The organism is uncultured Aquitalea sp. (assembly GCF_945957525.1).
Taxonomy (GTDB): Bacteria; Pseudomonadota; Gammaproteobacteria; order Burkholderiales; family Chromobacteriaceae; genus Aquitalea.
The window spans coordinates 16,233-36,887 of record NZ_CAMFLA010000009.1 but is presented as its reverse complement, the minus strand read 5'-3'; the positions used below and the strand labels follow the sequence as shown (position 1 = coordinate 36,887).

Genomic DNA, 20,655 nt, shown 5'->3' with positions numbered 1-20,655 from the left:
CGGCCCCTTTCGCAGGGTGCGCCAGGATGTGGGGCCGGTATCAACCGTGTTTACCAGGCCGCCATTTTCATCAGCAATTCATCATTGCAGGCCAGCCGGGCCACCACATGGCCGCGAGCGTCGACGGCATCCACCCAGCAGTCCCGGTCTACGCGTGAAATCGCATTCAGCAAGCAAAGCGTCTGCGCCACCCGCGACGCCTGCACCAAGGGGGAGAAAGCTACGCGGCGCTGATTGAGCAGCACGCCCGGGCGCAGGCTCACCACCTCGCCGCCCAGCTCGCATACTTCCCCGGTCATGGTCAAAAACAGACTTTTCATCGCGCACTCTGCTGGAAAATTGTTGATAAGCGCATGATAAGCAAAGGTTTGCCAGCCAACCGTTAAATCATGTTAATAACTGGCTATTTCCCTGCCACGCCTCCTTGCCGTCCGGCTTGTCCTGTGCAGCGGGCGACTCCCAACCGTTTCGGTCTGCGAGGCGCACTCTTCCCCCGCCTGCGCCATGGCAATGCTCTCCCGATGGCATTAAATTAAAATTCCCTATCGAAAAATTAAAAACAATTAATTTGAGCAAACAAAATAGCCGCCATAGAATGCATCCCATCAACAACGCAACACCACCAACCCGGAGAACCGCAATGAGCGTTACCCTGATCAACACTGAAATCAAACCGTTCAAAGCCACCGCTTTCCACAATGGCAAATTCGTCGACGTGAGCGACGCCAGCGTGAAGGGCAAGTGGTCGGTCTTCTTCTTCTACCCGGCTGACTTCACCTTTGTTTGCCCGACCGAACTGGGCGACCTGGCTGACAACTACGCCGAATTCCAGAAGCTGGGCGTGGAAATCTACGGCGTGTCCACCGACACCCACTTCACCCACAAAGCCTGGCACGATACGTCCGACACCATCGGCAAGATCCAGTACCCGCTGGTGGGCGACCCGACCGGCGCCCTGACCCGCAACTTCGGCGTGATGATCGAAGAAGCTGGTCTGGCCGAGCGTGGCACCTTCGTGGTGGACCCGGAAGGCAAGATCCAGATCATCGAAATCAACGCCGGCGGCATCGGCCGCAACGCCGAAGAACTGCTGCGCAAGATCAAGGCCGCCCAGTACGTGGCCAGCCACCCGGGCGAAGTGTGCCCGGCCAAGTGGAAGGAAGGCGCTGAAACCCTGGCCCCGTCCCTCGATCTGGTAGGCAAGATCTAAGGTTTGCCGAAGGCCGGGACTCCCCCACCCCGGCCATCACCGCGACGCCGGCCCCCGTTGGCGTCGCTCCCCCCCGGTTCCCAGTGAAAAAGCTTCGGGCGCCGCCGCTTTCTCACTGTGACATCGTTCAACCGTTTGCCCGGCCCTGCCCGGCAAGCATGCGACTGGAGACTTACTCATGCTCGACACCAATATCAAGACCCAGCTCAAAGCCTATCTCGAACGCCTTTCGCAACCGATTCAGCTGGTGGCTTCGCTGGACGACAGCGACGCCGCTCGCCAGATGCGCGAACTGCTGCTTGAAGTGGCCGAGCTGTCCACCCTGGTGACCGTGCGCGAAGACGGCGACAACACCCGCCGCCCGTCCTTTGCCATCGTGCGTCAGGGCGATACCCCGCGCGTGCATTTTGCCGGCATCCCCATGGGCCACGAGTTCACCTCGCTGGTACTGGCCCTGCTGCAAGTGGGCGGCCACCCGCCCAAGCTGGACGCCGCGCAAATCGAGCAAATCAAAGCCATTGACGGCCGTTTCGACTTCGAAACCTTCATCTCGCTGTCCTGCCACAACTGTCCGGACGTGGTGCAGGCGCTCAATACCCTGGCCGTGCTGAACCCGGGTTTCAGCGCCACCATGATTGACGGCGCTCTGTTCCAGCAGGAAGTGGAATCGCGCCAGATCATGGGGGTGCCGGCTGTATTCCTCAACGGCGAACACTTCGGTCAGGGCCGCATGGGCCTGGAAGAAATTCTCGCCAAGGTGGACAGCGGCGCGGCGGCGCGCGAAGCCGACAAGATTGCCGGCAAGGCGGCGTTTGACGTGCTGGTGGTGGGCGGCGGTCCGGCCGGCGCGGCCGCAGCGGTCTACGCTGCGCGCAAGGGCATCCGCACCGGCGTGGTGGCGGAACGCTTCGGCGGCCAGGTGCTGGACACACTGGGCATTGAAAACTTCATTTCGGTGAAGCAGACCGAAGGCCCCAAGCTGGCCATGGCGCTGGAGCAGCACGTGCGCGAGTACGAGGTGGACATCATGAACACCCAGCGCGTGGAAAGCGTGATTCCCGCCACGGAACCGGGCGGCCTGCACACAGTGACACTGGCTTCTGGCGCCAGCCTGCAAAGCCGCAGCCTGATCATGGCCACCGGCGCGCGCTGGCGTGAAATGAACGTGCCGGGCGAAGCCCAGTACAAAACGCGCGGCGTGGCCTTCTGCCCGCACTGCGACGGCCCGCTGTTCCGCGGCAAGCGCGTGGCGGTGATCGGCGGAGGCAACTCCGGCGTGGAAGCGGCCATTGATCTGGCCGGCATCGTGGCGCATGTCACCCTGCTGGAGTTCGGCGACGCCATGCGCGCCGATGCCGTACTGCAGAAAAAACTGTTGAGCCTGCCCAATGTCACCGCCGTCATGAACGCGCAAACCACCGAGGTGGTGGGCGATGGTCAGAAAGTCACCGGCCTGCGCTACACCGACCGCGTGAGTGGCGACAGCCGACTCATCGAGCTGGAAGGCATCTTTGTGCAGATCGGCCTCTTGCCCAACACCGACTTCCTGCGCGATACGCTGCAACTGAGTCCGCGCGGCGAAATCGAGATCAACGCCCACGGCGAAACCTCGGTGCCCGGTATCTTTGCCGCCGGCGACGCCACCACGGCACCGTACAAGCAGATCATCATCGCCATGGGCGAGGGCGCGAAAGCCAGCCTGGGCGCCTTCGACTACCTGATCCGCAACTCCGTGCCGGCCTGATTGACCCAGGCCCACCATGCAAAACGGCCTCCCCAGGGAGGCCGTTTTATTTTGCGCTGCGCGGAGGGGCGTGCCGCTCAGCCCGATACGGTGTCCGCCGTCTCGCTCGCTGCCTGCAGCAGGTGACGGCGCAACGCCAGTACACCGGCACGCCGCTCGTCCGGCCGCAAAGCCAGCGCGTAGGCGCAACCGCTGGGCCAGGGCGGCGAAAACGGCGTCAGCAACTCGCCTTCAGCCAACTCCCGCGCCAGCAGGCGAATGTCGCCCAGCGTCACCCCATAGCCTTGCAAGGCGGCGTTCATGGCCTGATCCAGCGTATCAAAGACCGTGCCGCCGCGATAATCCACCGCGCCGGCGCCACGCTGCGCCAACCATTGCCGCCAGTCCCGCTTGTCGTGCGAGGGATGCAACAAAGGAAAGCGGGACAAATCAGCCTCCGTCTCCAGCGGCAGCCCGCTTTGCGCCAGCAGGCGCGGCGACGCCACCGGCGTCAGCACTTCGGCAAACAGCAGCGTCTCGTTGTCGGCCACCGCCTTCAAGGGCTTGTAGACGATGGCCAGATCCACATCCTCGCGGGCAAAGTTTACCGCATGCTCGTGCACCCCGGCCAATTGCACCGGCCACTCCGGCGAAGCCCGGGAGAAAGCCTGCAACAGGGGCAGCAGCCAGCGCACCACGCAGCTGGGTGCCTTGATGCGCAGCGGAGACGCCAGCGAAGCGGCAGCGTCCATGCCCTGCTCCATCACCTTGAAGCCACGCTGCAAATAACCCAGCAACAGTTCGCCCTGCGCGGTCAGCCGCAAGCTGCGCGCATAGCGGTGAAACAACTCGTAGCCCAGCCGGGCCTCCAGCTGCGCCACCTGTTTGCTCACCGCGCCCTGAGTGAGGAACAGCTCATTGGCCGCGCGGGTGAAACTCTGATGGCGCGCCGCCACTTCAAACACGGACAAGGCATACAGGGGAAGACTTTTGCGCGACATGCCGACATCACCATGACTGAATTTTTCTCATTTATAACATGCCGATTAATCGTTTGCGGCGATCACGCTCTGGCCGTTGAATAAGAGTCGCTAACAAAACCCGGCAAAGAACCCAAGCCAAGGCGCGCCACCACAGGCAGTACGCGAAGCGGTCAGTGCTGCCGGATCACAAACCATGCCGGCCCCGCCCGGCGCGTTTTCTTACCAGAGCGAGATGTCATGCTGCACACACCCGTCGCCCCGCGTTCCCGGCTGCCCAATGTGGGCACCACCATCTTCACCGTCATCGGCCAACTGGCCGCCCAACATCGGGCCATCAACCTGTCGCAAGGCGCGCCCAACTTTCCCTGCAGCGAAGCCCTGCTGCGCTATGCGCACGAAGCCATGCAGGCCGGCCACAATCAGTACGCGCCCATGACCGGCCTGCCGGCGTTGCGCGAGGCCATCGCCGCCAAGGCGCAAGCGCTGTACGGCTGTCGCTATGATGCCGACGAGGAAGTGACGGTGATGGCCAGCGCCAGCGAGGCGCTGTTCTGCGCCGTCAACGCGCTGGTGCACGCCGGCGACGAAGTAATCGTGTTCGAGCCGGCCTTCGACAGCTATGTGCCGATGATCGAACTGCAAGGCGCGACACCGGTCATCATCCGGCTGGCCGCGCCCGATTTCGCCATCCCTTGGGATGAGGTGGCGGCCCGCATCAACCCGCGCACCCGCATGATCGTGCTCAACACACCGCATAACCCCACCGGCACTACCCTGTCGGCTGCAGACGCGGCCCGCTTGCAGGCCCTCACCACCGGCACCGACATCGTGGTGCTGTCCGACGAGGTGTACGAGCATGTGGTGTTCGACGGCGAAGCCCATCAGAGCATGAGTCGTTTCCCGGCGCTGGCCGCGCGCTCGGTGGTGGTGGCCTCTTTCGGCAAGACCTACCATGTGACCGGCTGGCGCGTCGGCTACTGTCTGGCCCCGCAAGCCCTGATGGATGAAATCCGCAAGGTGCACCAGTTCGCCATGTTCGCCGCCGACACCCCCATGCAGTACGCACTGGCGCGCATCATGGCGGAGCCGGAGCACTATCTTGGCCTGTCGGCCTTTTACCAGCGCAAGCGCGACCTGCTCACCCGCTCGCTGGCGGACAGCCCCCTGCGGCTGCTGCCCAGCCGCGGCAGCTTCTTCCTGCTGGCCGGCTTCGGCCATTTCAGCGAGGAAAGCGACAGCGACTTCGTGCAAAGGCTGATCACCCGTCACGGCGTGGCCACCATCCCGGTTTCGGCTTTCTACAGCGACGGCACCGATCACCGCGTGATCCGTCTCTCCTTCGCTAAGGACGACGACACCTTGCTGGCCGGCGCCGAACGGCTGTGCCGGCTGGGAGACGCCTGATGACCGGCGCACTCACCGCAGCCGCCGTGCAGATGAACGCCGGCGACCAGCTCGATAACAATCTGGCCCGGGCGGAAACACTGGTGGAACAGGCGGCGGCGCAGGGCGCGACGCTGATTGCCCTGCCGGAATATTTCTACCTGATGCCCGCCGATGACAGCGCCCGGCTGAAGTTGGCCGAAGACGACGGAGATGGCCCCTTGCAGACGCGCATGGCCAGCCTGGCTCGCCGGCTGGGCATATGGCTGCTGGCCGGTACCCTGCCCTTGCGCGCGGCGCGGCCAGACCGCTTCTTCAACAGCAGCCTGTTGTACGGACCCAATGGCGGCCGTGTCGCCCGCTACGACAAGATGCACTTGTTCGGTTTTGATGACGGCGGCGACCGCTACGCCGAAAGCGACACCATGCAAGCGGGCGACGCCGTGGTCAGCGCCGACACGCCCTGGGGTGCCATGCGGCTGTCGGTATGCTACGACCTGCGCTTTCCCGAGCTGTACCGCGCCCTGCCCGCGCCAACCCTGATCACCGCGCCGGCGGCCTTCACCCGCGCCACCGGTCAGGCCCACTGGGAACTGCTGCTGCGCGCCCGCGCAGTGGAAAACCTGGCCTTCGTTATCGCCCCCGGCCAATGCGGCCGCCATCCCGGCGGCAGGGAAACCTTTGGCCACAGCATGATCGTGGACCCGTGGGGCGAGGTGCTGGCCAGGCAGGAGGATGGCGAAGGCGCGGCCGTTGCCCGGCTGGAGTTCTCCCGACAAGCGGACTGGCGGCAACGCCTGCCGGCACTGCGCCATCGACGCCTTGGCGACGGTACGCGCAGTACAAGCCAACACGGCGACTGACAACGATACGGCCCGGACACAAGGGCCGAGGGCATGACCACTTTCTCAGACATGACGACAAAGGATATGACATGAAACACGCCGCACTGATCGCGGCCGCACTGGCGGCCGCCTCCCTTTCCCCGCTGGTTTGCGCAGGCCAGAGCCTGCGCTTCGGCATCGAAGCGCAATACCCGCCGTTTGAGTTCAAGACCGCCGGCGGCGAGCTGCAAGGCCTGGATGTGGAATTGGGCAAAGCCGTCTGCGCGGAAGCGCATCTGCAATGCAGCTGGGTGGAAAACGCCTTCGACGGTTTGATTCCTGCCTTGCAGGCCAAGAAGTTCGACGCCATCAATTCGGCAATGAACGCCACGGAACAGCGCCGCAAAACCATTGACTTCACCCGTGTGCTGTACCGTGTGCCCAGCATGGTGATCGCCCACAAGAACAGCGGCATCGACGCCAGCGCCGACAAGCTGAAAGGCAAGAGCATGGGCGTGCTGCAAGGCTCCATCCAGGAAACCTACGCCAAGTCCCACTGGGAACCGGCCGGTGTGCGCGTGGTGTCTTATCAGGACCAGAATCAGGTGTACAACGACATGGTATCCGGCCGGCTGGACGCCACGCTGGTGATGGCCCCTGCGGGACAGAAGGGTTTCCTCAGCCGGCCGGACGGCAAGGATTTCCAGTTTGCCGGCGCGGTGCACGACGACAAGATTCTGGGCAGCGGCATCGCCTTCGGTCTGCGCAAAGGCGATGCCGACTTGCGCAACAAGCTGGATGCCGCCATCGCCAAACTGCAAGCCAGCGGCAAAGTGAAAGCGCTGGCGGCCAAGTATCTTGGCGAGGGCATTGATGTATCGGTGAAGTAAGCAAGGAAAGGCCGGGAGCGCCATGAGCGACACAGCGAAAGACAAACACAGCGAGGACGCGCTCAAACAGGCTGTGCGCGCCCAGTACCACTTCCGCAGCAGCCCGCAAGGACTGCTGGCGTGGGATGTCCGCCGTTTGATCCGCCTGAGCCGCGACTTGCCGGTGCAGACGGTGGCGCTGGAACGCATTGTCGAACTCGACCAGCCACACTGGCATGCCCATGGCGCGGCCAGCCCCACCGTCCGCAACGTGGTGGAGCACTGTCGTCTCATGATGGCTGCCGACCTGGCCTATCCCATCTTGCTGGACAGCGCCGGCCGGGTCATGGATGGCATGCACCGGGTGGGCAAGGCGCTGTTGCAGGGCCGCACCCATATCAACGCGCGGCGGTTTGTCGTCGACCCGGAGCCCGACTATCCGGACTGCGACCCCGAACGCCTGCCCTATGATGACTGAAGCTTGGGCAGCCGGGCTTGGCAGCCCCGAAGCCAGGGCCGTCGGCCGCGTCTCTCGACGCGCCGGCGGCCTTTTTCGTCCCCTCAATCCGGACGCGGCGCGTACGAGGCCATGAATACCTCGACGCCGTCGCCCACCCGACGCGGCAGCAAGGCCATGTCTTCAGGACTGATGACGCCGATGATGAACGCCGCCTGATACTCGGCCTGGATCAGCGCCAGATAATGCATGGCCGCCTGCCAGGGATCGGCCTGCCGCAAACGGCCCGCCTCCATTTCTGTCTCCAGAAACGCCGCCACCTTGCCCCAGCCCTGACGCGGGCCGTTGTCGTAAAACTGCTGGGCAATGCCGGCTCGCACCAGTTCGCCGGCGATGATGCTGCGCATGGCCAGCATCTCCGGCCCCAGGATCACGCTCAGATAATGCTCGCCGAAGGCGCGCAGCGCGGCGGCGATGTCGCCGCCGGGCACCAGCCGGCCGAAAGCCTGCATCAGTTTTTCTTCGGCCAACATCTTCATCACCATCAGGAACAACTCTTCCTTTGACTTGAAGTAGTTGTACAAGGTGGCCTTCGAGCCGCCCACCCGGGCGCAGATCTCGGCCATGGATGTGGCTTCATAGCCACGCTCCAAAAATACTTCCGCCGCCGTCGCCACCATGCAACAGCGGCGTTCTTCGCTTTTTGTACGCATCGGCACTCCAAAACTGAACCAGTCTGTACATCGATTGCTTGACAGAAGGATGATATCACGATTATAACTGTACCGTACAGTACAGTTTATAAGCAGAAAAGACAATGGAAACCGCCATCGAACCCTCTTCTTACCCGCGTCTGCCAGTGCTGGCCATCATGGCCGGCCTGCTGCTGGCAGGCTGCGCCAACGTGCCACAACTGGGCCCGTCGCCGGAGATGAAAACCCCCGCTGCGCTAAGCGCGGGCAACGCTTTGTCCGGCGATGCCGCCGCCTGGACCGCCGACAACTGGTGGCAACGCTATCAGGACGCGCAACTCGACCAACTGATCAGCGAAGCGCTGGCTGGCTCGCCCGATCTGGCCGCCGCGCAGGCCCGCCTCGCCCGCGCCCAAGGCCAGGCGCAACTGGCCGGCGCCAGCGAGCTGCCTTCGCTCGACCTGTCCGCCAGCGTCAACAAGACGAAGCAGAGCTACAACAACGGCATCCCGCCCAACTTTGTTCCGCAGGGCTACAACAACACGGCCAAGGCTACACTGGACTTCCAGTATGAAATCGACTTCTGGGGCAAAAACCGCGCCTCGGTGGCGGCAGCCTCCTCCGAACTGCGCGCGGCCGAAGCGGAAGCCGCGCAAAGCCGCCTGATTCTTACCAGCGCCATCGCCGCCAACTATGCCGAGCTGGCCCGCCTGTTTGCCGAACAGGATGCCGCCGAGCAGGCGCAAGCCGTGCGCAAGCAAAGCGCCAACCTGCTGCGCCAGCGTTACGACAACGGACTGGAAACGCTGGGCAGCCTGCGTCAGGCCGAATCCCGCGCCGCCGCCGCCGAGGCGGATCTCTCCGCTGCGCGACAAGCCATTGCGCAACAGCAGTTGGCCCTGGCCGCGCTGATGGGCGCGGGCCCGGATCGCGGCCTGACCATTGCCCGGCCTTCGGCCAACCTTGCCAAGCCGCAAGGATTGCCGGCCACCTTGCGCGCCGATCTGATTGGCCGCCGCCCCGACCTCACCGCCGCCCGCCTGCGTGCTGAAGCCGCCGCCAAACGCACTGATGCGGCCCGCGCGGAGTTCTATCCCAATGTGAATCTCACCGCCTATCTGGGCGTGCAGTCGCTGGGCCTGAGCTGGCTGACCCGCAGCGGCTCCGATATCGGCGGCGTTGGCCCGGCCATCTCGCTGCCGCTGTTCCGCGGCGGCGCGCTGCAAGGCAATTACCGCATCGCCCGCGCCGACTACGACGCCGCCGTGGCCAGCTACAACCAGACGCTGGTACAGGCTCTGCGCGATGTGGCCGACGTGCTGGCGCAGGAAAAAGAACTGGACCCGCAGCTGCAACAGCGCCGGTTGGCGCTGAAAACCGCCGAACAGGCCTATGAGGTAATGCAAAACCGCTATCAGGGCGGCCTCTCCAGCTATCTGGATGTGCTCAATGCCGAAGACTCGGTCATCAACGCCCGCCGCGCCGCGGCCAGCCTGGAAACCCGGTTGTTCTTCCTTGACGTGAACCTCGTCAAGGCACTGGGCGGCGGCTATCAGGCCGCTTGAGCGATCGCACCAACTCACAGACATCAAGAGACAAGACATGAACGACAACTCCACCGTCCTGCCGGCCGCCGACGCGCCGCGCTCCGCCGACCAGCTGCGCCTGGCAAAGCGCAAGAAACTCTTCACCCTGCTGGGCCTCGCCGTGGGGATGGCCGCGCTGGCATCCGGCGGCTACTGGTATCTGGTGGCCTCCCACCATGTGAGCACCGACAACGCCTATGTCGCCGCTGAAGTGGCGCAAGTGACGCCGGAAGTGAGCGGCACCATCAAGCAAGTGAAAGCCGTGGATACCCAGCAGGTGAAGCGCGGCGATGTGCTGGTGCAACTGGACGACACCGATGCCCGCCTCAGCCTTGCTCAAGCGGAAGCCGAACTGGCGCGCGCCGAACGCCGTGTGCAAGGCTACCTCGCCAGCGACGAAGGCCTGCAGGCGCAAGTGCAGGCCCGCGTGGCCGAACAGGCCCGCACCACCGCGCAACTGGCTTCGGCCAAGGCGGATCTGCAACGCGCCGAACTGGACCTCAAGCGTCGCCAGGCGCTGAGCAAGAGCGGCTCGGTTTCGGGCGAAGAGTTGAGCAATGCGCAAAACGTGTTTTCCACGGCTTCGGCCAACCTGGCCGCCGCCGAGGCCGCCGCCCGTCAGGCGGAAGCCAATGCCCGCGCAGCGCAAGGCTCGCTGAAAGCCAATCAGACTCTCACCGCCAACACCACGGTAGGCAGCAATCCGGAAGTGATGCTGGCCCGCGCCAAGCGCGATCAGGCACAAGTGGATCTGGCGCGCACCGTCATTCGCGCACCGGTGGACGGCGTGGTGGCCAAGCGACAGGCGCAAACCGGCCAGCGCGTGCAGGCGGGTACGCCGCTGATGTCGGTGGTGCCGCTGCAGGACGCCCACGTTGACGCCAACTTCAAGGAAGTCCAGCTGGACAAGGTGCGCGTGGGCCAAAGCGCCACCCTCACCGCCGACCTCTACGGCAGCCGCGTCACCTACCACGGCAAGGTCGTGGGCCTGTCCGGCGGCTCCGGCTCCGCCTTCTCCGCCATCCCGGCGCAAAACGCCACCGGCAACTGGATCAAGGTCGTTCAGCGCCTGCCGGTGCGCATCGCGCTGGACCCGGCCGAATTGCGCGCTCATCCGCTGCAGGTGGGCCTGTCCATGGAAGTGGACGTCGATACCGCCAGCCGCAGCGAGTAAACCATGTCTGAAGCGCAATCTCCCGTCGCCCCCCCCCTGGAGGGCAACAAACTGTGGCTGGCTGCCATGGTGCTGGCGGCCGCCAACTTCGTGGCGGTGCTGGACACCACCATCGCCAACGTTTCGGTGCCCAATATCGCCGGCGGGCTGGCGGTGTCCTCCAGCCAGGGCACTTACGTCATTACCTCCTACGCAGTGGCCGAGGCCATCACCGTGCCGCTGACCGGCTGGCTGGCGGCGCGGCTGGGCACGGTGCGGCTGTTTATCGGCTCCATGGTGCTGTTCGGCCTGTTTTCCTTGCTGTGCGGCATGGCCGGCTCCATTGAAACGCTGGTGCTGTTCCGCGTGCTGCAAGGCCTGGCCGGCGGCCCGCTGATGCCGATGTCGCAGACGCTGCTGCTGCGCATTTTTCCCAAGGAAAAAACCGGCGCGGCCATCGGTTTATGGAGTATGACCACGCTGATCGCGCCCATCATGGGGCCAATCCTGGGCGGCTACTTATGCGACCAGGTGAGCTGGCCATGGATTTTCTACATCAACGTGCCCATCACCCTGCTGTGCGGCTACGCCGGTTGGCGCTTGCTCAAAAACCAGGAAAGCCTGCACGAGAAACTGCCCATGGACCGCATCGGCCTCATCCTGCTGGTGGTGTGGGTGGCTTCGCTGCAGATCATGCTGGACGAAGGCAAGAACCTGGACTGGTTCAGCTCGCCGGAAATCATCGCGCTGGCGGTAGTGGCCGCCGTGGGCTTTGCCGCCTTCCTGATCTGGGAACTGACCGAGAAAAATCCGGTGGTGAACCTGCGCGTATTCCGCCATCGCGGCTATTGGGCCAGCGTGCTGACCATCTCGCTGGCCTTCGGCTCCTTCTTCGGCGCCACGGTGCTGACCCCGCAATGGCTGCAAGGCTATATGGGCTACACCGCCACCGAGGCGGGCTTCGCCACCGCCATGAGCGGCATCCTGGCCGTGCTGGTAGCGCCCATGGTGGCGCAGCTGTCCACCCGGGTAGACCCACGGCCGCTGGTATTCTTTGGCGTGATGTGGCTGGGCGGCGTGACGCTGTTCCGCAGCTTTTCCAGCACAGACATGGGCTTCTGGAGCGTGGCGCTGCCGCTACTGTTCCAGGGTCTGGGCATGCCCTTCTTCTTCGTGCCGCTCACCGGCCTGGCCATGGCCAGCGTCGAGGTGGAAGAAATGGCCTCGGCCGCCGGCCTGATGAGCTTCATGCGCACACTGTCCGGCGCTTTCGCCACCTCGCTGGTGACTACGGCCTGGGAAGACAAGGCCAGCTATAACCACGCCGAGCTGGCGGGCAAGGTGGACAGCATGGGCGACACGCTGCGCACGCTGACCAGCAGCGGGCTGAATGCGGACGCCGCCACCGCCCAGCTCAACCAGTTGTTGCAAACGCAGAGCATCATGCTTTCCACCAACCAGATTTTCTGGCTGAGCGGACTGTCGTTTGTGGTGGCGGCCTGCGCCATCTGGCTGGCCCCGCGCCCGACACGCGTGGCGGACACCTCGCAAGCGCACTGATGGTCCAACGCCTCTCCCCACAGCCGGCCCTGCGCCGGCTTTTTTCATGACTGAGGACATGATTTTCAAAAATAGGCCTGTTCTCTTCTTATTTTCATAAAAGCGCCTGTTTTTCCAATCGAACTGTCAAGATCATTGCACCGAGCGCCATGCGGCACCATGACTGCAATGATTTCAGCACGGCCTGGCTGATAGCGATATGCGGCGGCCCATCTGCCGTCGGCCGGTCAATGACCCTAGGATTGCCACTGGACTGAAACGGAAAGAAACGAATGACTGTTTGAATTTGATGGCTCATTGCCGGGCCTGAGTTTGATATGACACAAGACTGCAAAACGGGAATGCCTCTACATTTCAAAACATGCCCGCACAGCAATGACAAAGGCATTTCATTTTATCCGGATTTATACCCATGCCCGAATTCATTCCCCGCGCGCACGCCACGGCCACGCCGGAGAAAGCACCGCCAGCATGACGCTCCCGGCAAGGTGGCGGCCCTGGCTGGCGGGCATCGTCGCCGCGCTCTGCACCGCACTCATCGGCGGGCTAGCGGCCCGGCACGACCTCAAGCGCAGCGAGCAGGCCATGCGCACCCAGGCGATGGCTGATGCGGCGGATCGTGCCGGTGCGGTGCAAACCGCCATCAACCGCGCCCTGTCCTCCACCTACGCGCTGGGAGCGATGGTGCGCGAAAGCAAGGGCGCGATCAGCGATTTCGACGCTTACGCCAGCCAGCTTATCCGCTACTACCCCGGCGTGGCGTCCTTGCAGCTGGCGCCCGGCGGTACGGTTAACCGCATCTATCCGCTGAAGGGCAACGAAAAAGCCCTGGGCCACAACCTGCTGCAGGACCCGGCGCGCACCAAGGAAGCCTTCATCGCCCGCGATACCGGCAAGATGACGCTGGCCGGCCCTTTCAAGCTGGTGCAAGGCGGCATCGGGGCGGTGGGCCGGCTGCCCATTTATCTGCCACGCCAAGCGGGCGGCAAGCCGGAATTCTGGGGATTTTCCATCGCCATGCTGCGCTTTCCCGAGGTACTGGACGACGCCGGCCTAGCCTGGCTGCGACAACGTGGCTACCAGTACGCACTGTGGCGCACCCATCCGGACACGCATGCCGAGCAGGTGATTGCCGCCTCCCCCGGCCTCGACGCCCGCCCGCCCGACGCCGCCAGCTACCGCATTGTCACGCCCAATGGCGCGTGGATGCTGGATGTAACCCCCACCGCCGGCTGGATCAACCACGATATCCTGCTGCGCGACACCGCATCGGTGTTGCTGCTCAGCCTGCTGATGGGCTGGCTGGCACGACAGATGGTATTGCTGCGCCAGCAGCGCGCCCTGCTGGCGCAGCAAGTGGCCCAGCGCTCGCTCGCGCTGGAACAGGAAACCAGCGAACGCCAGGCCGCCGAGCAGGCGGTGCAAGCGGAACTGAAACGCCAGGCGGCGCTGATGCAGACCGCCACCGACGGCATCCACATCCTGGACGATCAGGGCCGGCTGGTCGAGCTGAGCCCCTCCTTCGCCGCCATGCTGGACTACACCCCGGCGGAAATGAAAAGCATGCCCATGAGCGCTTGGGAGGCAAGCCTGAGTCCGCTGCAACAAAAAGCGATGCTGGATGAATGCATGCGCTTCGGCAAACGTTACGAAACCCGCCATCGTCGCCGCGGCGGCGGCCTGATCGACGTTGAAATCAACGCGCGCGGTTTTGATATCGACGGCCAGCGTTATCTGTTCGCCGCCTCGCGCGACATCACCGAGCGCAAGCAGGCCGAACAATGGCTGCGCATCGCCGCGGCGGCTTTCGAATCGCAGGAAGGCATCGTGGTGACCGACACCAACGCCTGCATCCAGCGCGTCAATGGCGCTTTCAGCCGCATCACCGGGTTTGCCGAAGACGAAGTCATCGGCCGCCGCATCAATCTGCTGCAATCCGGCAAGCACGACCGCGCCTTCTACCAGCGCATGTGGCAAGCCATTCACCAGAACGGTTTCTGGCGCGGCGAAATCTGGAACCGCCGCAAGGATGGCGAGGTTTACCTCGAATGGCTCAGCATCAGCGCGGTACGCGGCGACGACGGCCAAGTCAGCCACTATGTGGGCACCATGAGCGACATCACCCAGCGCAAGGCGGCGGAAGAACAGATCCGCCATCTGGCCTTCTACGACCCGCTCACCCAGTTGCCCAACCGCCGCTTGCTGCTGGACCGCCTGCTGCGCGCGCAGGCCGCCAGCGCCCGCCGCATGGAGTACGGCGCGCTGCTGTTCATTGACCTGGACAACTTCAAAACCCTCAACGACACGCTGGGCCACGACAAGGGCGACCAGTTGCTGTGCATGGTGGCCACGCGCCTGACGCTCTGCGTGCGGGAATCCGACACCGTGGCGCGGCTGGGCGGCGATGAATTCGTGGTCATGCTGGAAGGGCTGAATGAAGAACTGGACCTTGCCCTCCAGGAAACCCGCGCCATCGCCAGCCAAGTGCTGACCGAGCTGTCCCTTCCTTACCGGCTGGACGACAAAGAACGCCACTCCACCTGCAGCATCGGTTCGGTGATGTTCTGGGGACACAACAACTCGGTGGAAGAGCTGTTGAAGCGAGCCGACATGGCGATGTACGAGGCCAAGAGCGCAGGCCGCCACACGGTGCGCTTTTTCGACCCCGCCATGCAGGAAGCTGTCACCGCCCGCGTGGAACTGGAACAGCATTTGCGCAACGCGCCGCGCAATGATGAGCTGGCGCTGTACTACCAGCCGCAGGTGGACAAGCAGGGCCGCTTCACCGGCGCGGAAGCCTTGCTGCGCTGGCAGCGTCCCGGCTACGGCCTCACCGGGCCGGATGAATTTATTGGCCTGGCGGAGGAGTCCGGCCTGATTTTTCCCATCGGCGACTGGGTCATGGATCAGGCCTGCCGGCAATTGGCTGCCTGGCAGCTGGACCCCCTCACGGCGGCGCTTGATCTGTCGGTCAATGTCAGTTCGCGCCAATTCCGCCAGCACGGCTTCGTCGAGGCCGTACTGGAGCGCCTTCGGCAAACCGGCGCGCCGCCGGAGAGGCTGAAACTGGAGCTGACCGAAAGCCTGCTATTGCACGACATTGATGACGTGGCCGCCAAGATGCGCCTGCTCAAGACGCATGGCTTGCGCTTTTCGCTGGATGACTTCGGCACCGGCTACGCCTCCTTGTCCTATCTGCGCAACCTGCCCTTCGACGAGATCAAGATCGACAGAACCTTCGTGCAGGACAGCGGCCAGCAGCATCACGCCATCCTCAAGGCCATCATCGTACTGGCGGAAAGCCTGCAATTGCAGGTGGTGGCTGAAGGCGTGGAAACGCCCGAGCAATTCGAGCAACTTCAATTGCAGCGCTGCCAGCGTTTTCAGGGGTATCTGTTTGCCCGGCCCATGCCGGTGGGCGACCTGCACAGCCTGCTGGCGCGGCAGGACTGACCGGCAAGGCATGCCGGCAGGCTAGAGACTCAGCTCGTTCTGGAACAATTGCAGGCTGCTGCGGCCTTCCGCCTTGGCGCGGTACATGGCGCTGTCGGCGTGACGCACCAGCTCCTCGCAGGTGGTGCCGTTGAGCGGGTAGCAGCTGACGCCGATGCTGGCGCCGATATCGACGGTTTCCTTGCCGATATGGAAGGACTTGTTCAGCACGGAAAGAATGCGGCTGCCCACGTCGGAAGCCAGCGCAGCCAGCTCGCCGCCCTGCAGCAGCAGGATGAATTCATCGCCGCCCAGTCGGGCCAGCAGATCGCGCCCGCGCACCACCGCCTGCAACTGCCGCGCCACCGCGCTCAGTACCTGATCGCCGAACACATGGCCAAAACGGTCGTTCACCTGCTTGAAGTTGTCCAGATCAATGAACATCACCGCCAAGGGACGGCCGCTGAGGTCGGACTCGTGCATGGCAGCCTGCAGCTGATCGAAGAAATATTTGCGGTTGGGCAGGCCGGTCAGCGCGTCGCTGTGCGCCAGGCGCAGCAGCTCGGCTTCGGCCAACTTGCGTTCGGTGATATCGGCATGCGCCCCCATGATGCGCAGGGCGCGGCCTTCGGCATCGCGCTCCACCACCCGGCCGCGGTCCCACAACCAGGTGATTTGCTGGTCGGGCCCCAGGGTGCGGTACTCCGCCTCATAACTGTCCACCTCGCCCGCCAGATGCGCCTGGTAGCGCGCCACCACTTCGTCGCGGTCGTCCGGATGCACTTTGGCGTACCAGACATCGTAATGGCTGGCCATGTCTTCGCGCCGGAAGCCCTGCAAGTTGAACACCTGCAGTTCGCCCGTTTGCAGCAGCCCTTGCCAGATGCACAGCCCGGTGCCGTCCAGCGCCGCGTTCAGCTGTTCTCTTTGCTGAGCGATGATCTGGCGCGCCTCGTCCAGCTCGGCGCGCAGTCGGGCCAGCTCGGCTTGTGTCGCGTGGTCATCGCGGGAAGGGTCTGCCATATGTCGATCTGCCTGCTTTGAATCCGGCGCGACCGAGTCCGCAGTGCGCCCAAGCCAGTCATATTAAGCGCTGTCCGGATGGACAACAATTGCTTCTGCATAAAACTATCCCGGCACGCCCTGCCCAATGCGCTTTCAGGCCATGGCGGCGCAGACCTCGTGTATCCGCTCACGCAGCCAGCGATGCGCGGGGTCCGCATCCATGCGCGGGTGCCAGTGCAAGGACACCGTGATGCCTGGCACATCCAGCGGCAGCGGAAAACTGAACAGGCCGCGCCGCAGATTGCCGGTATGCCGCTCTGGCACCACGGTGATCAGCCCGCTCTCTCGCACCAGGGCCAGCGCCGCCGCGAACCCGCCCACCGACGCCGCTACCTGCCGCCGTAGCCCCAGCGCCGCCAGGGCTTCATCCACCCCGCCATGGAAGCGGCCGCGCCGCGATACCTGCAAATGCCGTCCCTCGGCAAAACGCGCCGCCGTCATTGCGCCCGCCGCTAGCGGATGATCCGCCCGCGTCACGCCGATGAAGCGGTCGCGAAACAAAGCCCTCACCCTCAGCTCAGGGCTGGTTTCCTCGCCCACCACGCCGGTTTCCAGATCCACCCGCCCTGCTCGCAGCAGCGCGCTGTCCTTGTCCGGCTTGGGCAGAAAACTCAGCCGCACGCCAGGCGCTTGTGCCGCCAGGGCCTCGATCAGCGCCGAGCCGAAGTTTTCCACAAAGCCCTCGCTGCATCGCAAGGTGAAGTCGCGCACCAGATTGGCGGGGTCTGCCTCATCCTGGGGATTCAATACGGCAGCGGCCTCGCGCACAAGGCGCGCCACCTCATCGCGCAGTTGTTGCGCGCGCGGCGTGGGCACCAGCCCGCGCCCGGCCCGCACCAGCAAGGGATCGCCGGTACTCTCTCGCAAACGCGCCAGCGAGCGGCTCATCGCCGAGCCGCTCAAGCCCAGCCGCCGCGCCGCGCCGGCCACACTGCCTTCGGCCAACAAGGCCTCCAGCGCGATCAACTGGTTCAGATCGTTTTGCCGCATGCGTTTTCCCTTTCCGATAGATGGCGTCAGCTGCATGAATATAGTGCAATCGCTGCGTCTTCCGACAACATTGGCGCCCGGCCTAAGCTGTACACCATCAGTCAGACCGGGGTTGCATCATGTCCGTCATTTCCGCCTCTACCCACGCCTCCCGCGCCGCGATCGCCAGCCTTGCAGGCTGCGTGCTGCTGGCTTCCTTCGGCCTTAGCAGCGCCAACATCGCCCTGCCGATGCTGAGCCGAGAACCCGGTGCCAGCTTCGCAATCGCCCAATGGGTGGTGCTGGCCTACCTGCTGACCAGCACGGCCATGATGGTTGCCGCCGGTCGCTTGGGCGATCTGTTCGGCCGCCGCCGACTGCTGCTGGGCGGTCTGGCGCTGTTCGGTTTTGCATCGCTGTGCTGCGCCCTGCCGGATTTTCGTCTGCTGCTGGCGGCGCGCGCGGCACAGGGCATGGGCGCCGCGCTGATGCTGGCCCTGTCCATGGCCATGGCGACCGACATCGCGCCGGACGGACGCACCGGACGGGCCATGGGCCTGCTGGGCGCCATGTCCGCCATCGGTACGGCGCTGGGGCCCTCGCTGGGAGGCTTGCTGCTGGCGTACTGGCACTGGCGGACGCTGTTTCTGATCAATGCGCCGGCCGCATGGTGGTTGTGGCGCAGCGCACGCCGGCATCTGCCGGCAGGCGCGCCCGCCAAGGGAGACTGGCGGCGCTTTGATTTCCCTGGCGCCGCCCTGTTGGCGCTGGCGCTGTTTGCCTATGCGCTTTGCTTGAGCGGCGGGTCACGACAACCACTGCCATCGGCGGCAATCGCCGCGCTGGCGCTGGCCGCTTTCATTCTCCGGCAGCAACGCTGCAGCCAGCCCATTTTGCCGCTCAAGGTGCTGAAGGAAACCGCGCTGGCTAGAGGCGTGATCATGAGCGGGCTGGTGGCTTGCGTCATGATGACCACGTTGGTGGTTGGTCCCTTTCATCTGCATCGCGCGCTGGGGCTGACGCCCACCGAGGCCGGTCTGGCGATGGCTGTCGGTCCGGTGATGTCGGCGCTGGCTGGCGTGCCGGCCGGCCGCCTGACTGATTGCTGGGGAGCGGGGTCGATGACGCTCTGCGGGCTGCTGCTCATGCTGTTGGGCACGCTGTTGCTGTGGCTGTTGCCCGATGCGCTGGGACTTGCCGCCTATCTTGGGGGCCTTGCCCCCCTCACCGCCGGTTACGCCCTGTTTCAAGCCGCCAACAACACCCAGGTCATGGGCGCGGCCGGCCCCCAGCGGCGCGGCCTGTTTTCCGGCCTGCTGAATCTGGCGCGCAATGCCGGCCTGATCAGCGGCGCCGCCATGATGGGGGCGGTATTCCTCGCCGCCACCGGGGCGGCCCAGCCTGCGACGGCGGCTCCCCTTGCGGTGGCCCGCGGCATGCACATCACTTTCATGAGCGCGGCGGCGATGGTCATGCTGGCGACACTGATTGCTTCGGCCAACCTTGCAAAGCCGCAAAAAACCGCAGTCTGACTGGCCGCGACACCCGCCGCTGGCCCTGCCATCGTCTGGCGGGCACAATGCAGCCGCCGACCCAACCCGGCAAGCCGACAGGCGCGTTGACCGGACGGCCTTGACCCGCTGTCCAGTCAGCCTGTTGTCCGTCTGTGCTCGCCGCAAGCAGGCAAGCGGCCCCCCTTCACAAAACAAAGCCGCCGACGGAGCGAAAGCCCCGCCGGCGGTGTCATCGGTCTGTGCACATCAAGCCGGGTCGCCGCCCACGGCCTCTTGTGCCAGCATGGCGCGCAGCAACTCATCCAGCTGTGCTTTCAGGGCCTGCAGATTCTCCAGTGGCATGCCTGCTCCCTTCAGCAACTCTGCAGGAATGCAGCGGCACTGCGCCTGCAGGGCGGCTCCCGCAGCGGTCAGGCCGATCTCTACCACCCGCTCATCGCCGGCGCGCCGCTGGCGGCTGACGTAACCCAGCTGCTCCAGCCGCTTGAGCAAGGGAGTCAGCGTATTAGTATTCAGCAGCGCACGCTGGCAGATGCGCGACACCGGGCAGGGTGCCTCCTCCCACAGGATCATCAACACGATGTATTGCGGGTAAGTGATGCCCATCGGCTCCAGCAACGGTTGATAGGCGCGCGTTAACAGACGCGACGTGGCATACAGGCTGAAGCAGAGTTGCTGATCCAGGGTCAGCGGCGCCTCATCGGGTGTGGCGGTCATGTTCACACTCATCTCTTTGAAACGGCGCAAGCAGCGATAAGGTCAGACGCGATGCCGCTTGCGCAGCCGCCACAGCCGACGGGCCCCGGCCCTGCTTGTTCACAGCAGCGCCAGCGCCACCTCGATATTGCCGCGCACGGCGTTGGAATACGGACAAACCTGATGCGCCCGGTCCAGGATGGCCTGGGCCTGCTCGCGCGGCAGGTCGGGAATGGTTACTTCCAGTTTTACCGCCAGCTGAAAACCGCCAGCGTCATTACTGCCGATGCCGACGGTGGCGTCCACGCGGGTGCCGGTCAGCTTGATTTTCTGTTGCATGGCGACAAAGTTGATCGCGCTGTCAAAGCAAGCCGCATAGCCGCAGGCAAACAGCTGCTCCGGATTGGCGGCGGCGCCGCCGGGACCGCCCAAGCCTTTGGGAATGGCCAATTGCAGGTCAATGATACCGTCGTCGGTGGATACTCGGCCATTGCGGCCGCCAATGGCCGCGGCCCGTGCTTGGTACAAGGTGTTCATGG

19 protein-coding genes are annotated in these 20,655 nt (G+C 64.4%); 11 read left to right on the top strand and 8 right to left on the bottom strand.

Going from position 1 to position 20,655, the window contains the following annotated elements:
* Window positions 1–50 precede the first annotated feature (50 nt).
* Window positions 51–320 carry a hypothetical protein gene (locus tag Q0P52_RS10325; RefSeq protein ID WP_293813708.1) on the bottom strand — a complete coding sequence of 90 codons (270 nt, stop codon included), beginning with the start codon at window positions 318–320 and terminating at the stop codon, window positions 51–53.
* 320 nt (window positions 321–640) lie between these two features.
* On the opposite strand from Q0P52_RS10325, the gene ahpC reads away from it, so the two are divergent.
* Together ahpC and ahpF are read left to right on the top strand one after the other, a co-directional pair.
* Window positions 641–1,210 carry an alkyl hydroperoxide reductase subunit C gene (gene ahpC / locus Q0P52_RS10320; protein WP_293761578.1) on the top strand — a complete coding sequence of 190 codons (570 nt, stop codon included), beginning with the start codon at window positions 641–643 and terminating at the stop codon, window positions 1,208–1,210.
* 178 nt (window positions 1,211–1,388) lie between these two features.
* Window positions 1,389–2,954, top strand: a complete 1,566-nt coding sequence (gene ahpF / locus Q0P52_RS10315; RefSeq protein ID WP_293761577.1) for an alkyl hydroperoxide reductase subunit F — start codon at window positions 1,389–1,391, stop codon at window positions 2,952–2,954.
* A 77-nt stretch (window positions 2,955–3,031) separates the two neighbouring features.
* Here the strand turns inward: ahpF and Q0P52_RS10310 are convergent, their stop codons facing one another.
* Window positions 3,032–3,934, bottom strand: coding sequence for a LysR substrate-binding domain-containing protein (locus tag Q0P52_RS10310; RefSeq protein ID WP_293761575.1), 903 nt, complete (start codon window positions 3,932–3,934; stop codon window positions 3,032–3,034).
* Between the two features lie 219 nt (window positions 3,935–4,153).
* Between Q0P52_RS10310 and Q0P52_RS10305 the strand changes: the two genes are divergently transcribed.
* The 4 genes from Q0P52_RS10305 to Q0P52_RS10290 all read left to right on the top strand — a co-directional run bounded on the left by Q0P52_RS10305 (window position 4,154) and on the right by Q0P52_RS10290 (window position 7,470).
* The gene (locus tag Q0P52_RS10305; protein ID WP_293761573.1) at window positions 4,154–5,320 is read left to right on the top strand and encodes a methionine aminotransferase; all 1,167 of its coding nucleotides are present in this window, start codon (window positions 4,154–4,156) and stop codon (window positions 5,318–5,320) included.
* Entirely contained in the window at window positions 5,320–6,162 is an 843-nt protein-coding gene (locus tag Q0P52_RS10300) for a carbon-nitrogen hydrolase family protein (protein ID WP_293761572.1), read from the top strand. The genes Q0P52_RS10305 and Q0P52_RS10300 overlap by 1 nt, the downstream gene beginning before the upstream one ends.
* A gap of 71 nt (window positions 6,163–6,233) precedes the next feature.
* Complete coding sequence (locus Q0P52_RS10295; protein WP_293761571.1) at window positions 6,234–7,013, top strand: transporter substrate-binding domain-containing protein; 780 nt, start codon at window positions 6,234–6,236, stop codon at window positions 7,011–7,013.
* Between the two features lie 22 nt (window positions 7,014–7,035).
* A complete protein-coding gene (locus Q0P52_RS10290) occupies window positions 7,036–7,470 on the top strand; it encodes a hypothetical protein (protein ID WP_293761570.1) in 435 nt (144 codons plus the stop codon).
* An 83-nt stretch (window positions 7,471–7,553) separates the two neighbouring features.
* Here the strand turns inward: Q0P52_RS10290 and Q0P52_RS10285 are convergent, their stop codons facing one another.
* A complete protein-coding gene (locus Q0P52_RS10285) occupies window positions 7,554–8,162 on the bottom strand; it encodes a TetR/AcrR family transcriptional regulator (protein ID WP_293761569.1) in 609 nt (202 codons plus the stop codon).
* A gap of 104 nt (window positions 8,163–8,266) precedes the next feature.
* Here Q0P52_RS10285 and Q0P52_RS10280 point away from each other — a divergent pair, with 104 nt between their 5' ends.
* Genes Q0P52_RS10280 through Q0P52_RS10270 form a run of 3 tightly spaced genes read left to right on the top strand, consistent with a single transcriptional unit; the run spans window position 8,267 to window position 12,440 of the window.
* On the top strand, window positions 8,267–9,706 hold the full coding sequence (locus Q0P52_RS10280; protein WP_293761566.1) for an efflux transporter outer membrane subunit: 1,440 nt from the start codon (window positions 8,267–8,269) through the stop codon (window positions 9,704–9,706).
* Window positions 9,707–9,743: 37 nt separating this feature from the next.
* On the top strand, window positions 9,744–10,901 hold the full coding sequence (locus tag Q0P52_RS10275; RefSeq protein WP_293761564.1) for an HlyD family secretion protein: 1,158 nt from the start codon (window positions 9,744–9,746) through the stop codon (window positions 10,899–10,901).
* 3 nt (window positions 10,902–10,904) lie between these two features.
* Window positions 10,905–12,440: a DHA2 family efflux MFS transporter permease subunit gene (locus tag Q0P52_RS10270; protein ID WP_293761562.1), complete on the top strand. Its 1,536-nt coding sequence runs from the start codon at window positions 10,905–10,907 to the stop codon at window positions 12,438–12,440.
* Window positions 12,441–12,534: 94 nt separating this feature from the next.
* Here the strand turns inward: Q0P52_RS10270 and Q0P52_RS10265 are convergent, their stop codons facing one another.
* Window positions 12,535–12,738 (bottom strand): hypothetical protein, encoded by a 204-nt coding sequence (locus Q0P52_RS10265; RefSeq protein WP_293761560.1) that lies wholly within the window; start codon window positions 12,736–12,738, stop codon window positions 12,535–12,537.
* Window positions 12,739–12,911: 173 nt separating this feature from the next.
* On the opposite strand from Q0P52_RS10265, the gene Q0P52_RS10260 reads away from it, so the two are divergent.
* On the top strand, window positions 12,912–15,893 hold the full coding sequence (locus Q0P52_RS10260) for an EAL domain-containing protein (RefSeq protein ID WP_293761558.1): 2,982 nt from the start codon (window positions 12,912–12,914) through the stop codon (window positions 15,891–15,893).
* 21 nt (window positions 15,894–15,914) lie between these two features.
* Here the strand turns inward: Q0P52_RS10260 and Q0P52_RS10255 are convergent, their stop codons facing one another.
* Both Q0P52_RS10255 and Q0P52_RS10250 read right to left on the bottom strand, forming a co-directional pair.
* Entirely contained in the window at window positions 15,915–16,895 is a 981-nt protein-coding gene (locus Q0P52_RS10255) for a sensor domain-containing diguanylate cyclase (RefSeq protein WP_293761555.1), read from the bottom strand.
* 135 nt (window positions 16,896–17,030) lie between these two features.
* A complete protein-coding gene (locus Q0P52_RS10250; protein WP_293761552.1) occupies window positions 17,031–17,927 on the bottom strand; it encodes a LysR family transcriptional regulator in 897 nt (298 codons plus the stop codon).
* A 119-nt stretch (window positions 17,928–18,046) separates the two neighbouring features.
* Here Q0P52_RS10250 and Q0P52_RS10245 point away from each other — a divergent pair, with 119 nt between their 5' ends.
* Complete coding sequence (locus Q0P52_RS10245) at window positions 18,047–19,438, top strand: MFS transporter (protein WP_293761550.1); 1,392 nt, start codon at window positions 18,047–18,049, stop codon at window positions 19,436–19,438.
* A 228-nt stretch (window positions 19,439–19,666) separates the two neighbouring features.
* Here the strand turns inward: Q0P52_RS10245 and Q0P52_RS10240 are convergent, their stop codons facing one another.
* Complete coding sequence (locus Q0P52_RS10240; RefSeq protein WP_293761547.1) at window positions 19,667–20,137, bottom strand: MarR family transcriptional regulator; 471 nt, start codon at window positions 20,135–20,137, stop codon at window positions 19,667–19,669.
* Between the two features lie 99 nt (window positions 20,138–20,236).
* On the bottom strand, window positions 20,237–20,653 hold the full coding sequence (locus Q0P52_RS10235) for an organic hydroperoxide resistance protein (protein WP_293761544.1): 417 nt from the start codon (window positions 20,651–20,653) through the stop codon (window positions 20,237–20,239).
* Window positions 20,654–20,655 lie beyond the last annotated feature (2 nt).

Excerpts from the sequence above, each read along its gene's own strand:
- Q0P52_RS10255 (WP_293761555.1), bottom strand. The coding sequence starts at position 16,895 with ATGGCAGACCCTTCCCGCGATGACCACGCGACACAAGCCGAGCTGGCC.
- Q0P52_RS10275 (WP_293761564.1), top strand. The coding sequence starts at position 9,744 with ATGAACGACAACTCCACCGTCCTGCCGGCCGCCGACGCGCCGCGCTCC.
- ahpC (WP_293761578.1), top strand. The coding sequence starts at position 641 with ATGAGCGTTACCCTGATCAACACTGAAATCAAACCGTTCAAAGCCACC.
- Q0P52_RS10280 (WP_293761566.1), top strand. The coding sequence starts at position 8,267 with ATGGAAACCGCCATCGAACCCTCTTCTTACCCGCGTCTGCCAGTGCTG.
- Q0P52_RS10245 (WP_293761550.1), top strand. The coding sequence starts at position 18,047 with ATGTCCGTCATTTCCGCCTCTACCCACGCCTCCCGCGCCGCGATCGCC.
- Q0P52_RS10310 (WP_293761575.1), bottom strand. The coding sequence starts at position 3,934 with ATGTCGCGCAAAAGTCTTCCCCTGTATGCCTTGTCCGTGTTTGAAGTG.
- Q0P52_RS10270 (WP_293761562.1), top strand. The coding sequence starts at position 10,905 with ATGTCTGAAGCGCAATCTCCCGTCGCCCCCCCCCTGGAGGGCAACAAA.
- Q0P52_RS10240 (WP_293761547.1), bottom strand. The coding sequence starts at position 20,137 with ATGACCGCCACACCCGATGAGGCGCCGCTGACCCTGGATCAGCAACTC.
- Q0P52_RS10235 (WP_293761544.1), bottom strand. The coding sequence starts at position 20,653 with ATGAACACCTTGTACCAAGCACGGGCCGCGGCCATTGGCGGCCGCAAT.
- Q0P52_RS10305 (WP_293761573.1), top strand. The coding sequence starts at position 4,154 with ATGCTGCACACACCCGTCGCCCCGCGTTCCCGGCTGCCCAATGTGGGC.
- Q0P52_RS10250 (WP_293761552.1), bottom strand. The coding sequence starts at position 17,927 with ATGCGGCAAAACGATCTGAACCAGTTGATCGCGCTGGAGGCCTTGTTG.
- Q0P52_RS10260 (WP_293761558.1), top strand. The coding sequence starts at position 12,912 with ATGACGCTCCCGGCAAGGTGGCGGCCCTGGCTGGCGGGCATCGTCGCC.
- Q0P52_RS10295 (WP_293761571.1), top strand. The coding sequence starts at position 6,234 with ATGAAACACGCCGCACTGATCGCGGCCGCACTGGCGGCCGCCTCCCTT.
- Q0P52_RS10265 (WP_293761560.1), bottom strand. The coding sequence starts at position 12,738 with ATGAGCCATCAAATTCAAACAGTCATTCGTTTCTTTCCGTTTCAGTCC.
- Q0P52_RS10290 (WP_293761570.1), top strand. The coding sequence starts at position 7,036 with ATGAGCGACACAGCGAAAGACAAACACAGCGAGGACGCGCTCAAACAG.
- Q0P52_RS10325 (WP_293813708.1), bottom strand. The coding sequence starts at position 320 with ATGAAAAGTCTGTTTTTGACCATGACCGGGGAAGTATGCGAGCTGGGC.
- Q0P52_RS10285 (WP_293761569.1), bottom strand. The coding sequence starts at position 8,162 with ATGCGTACAAAAAGCGAAGAACGCCGCTGTTGCATGGTGGCGACGGCG.
- ahpF (WP_293761577.1), top strand. The coding sequence starts at position 1,389 with ATGCTCGACACCAATATCAAGACCCAGCTCAAAGCCTATCTCGAACGC.
- Q0P52_RS10300 (WP_293761572.1), top strand. The coding sequence starts at position 5,320 with ATGACCGGCGCACTCACCGCAGCCGCCGTGCAGATGAACGCCGGCGAC.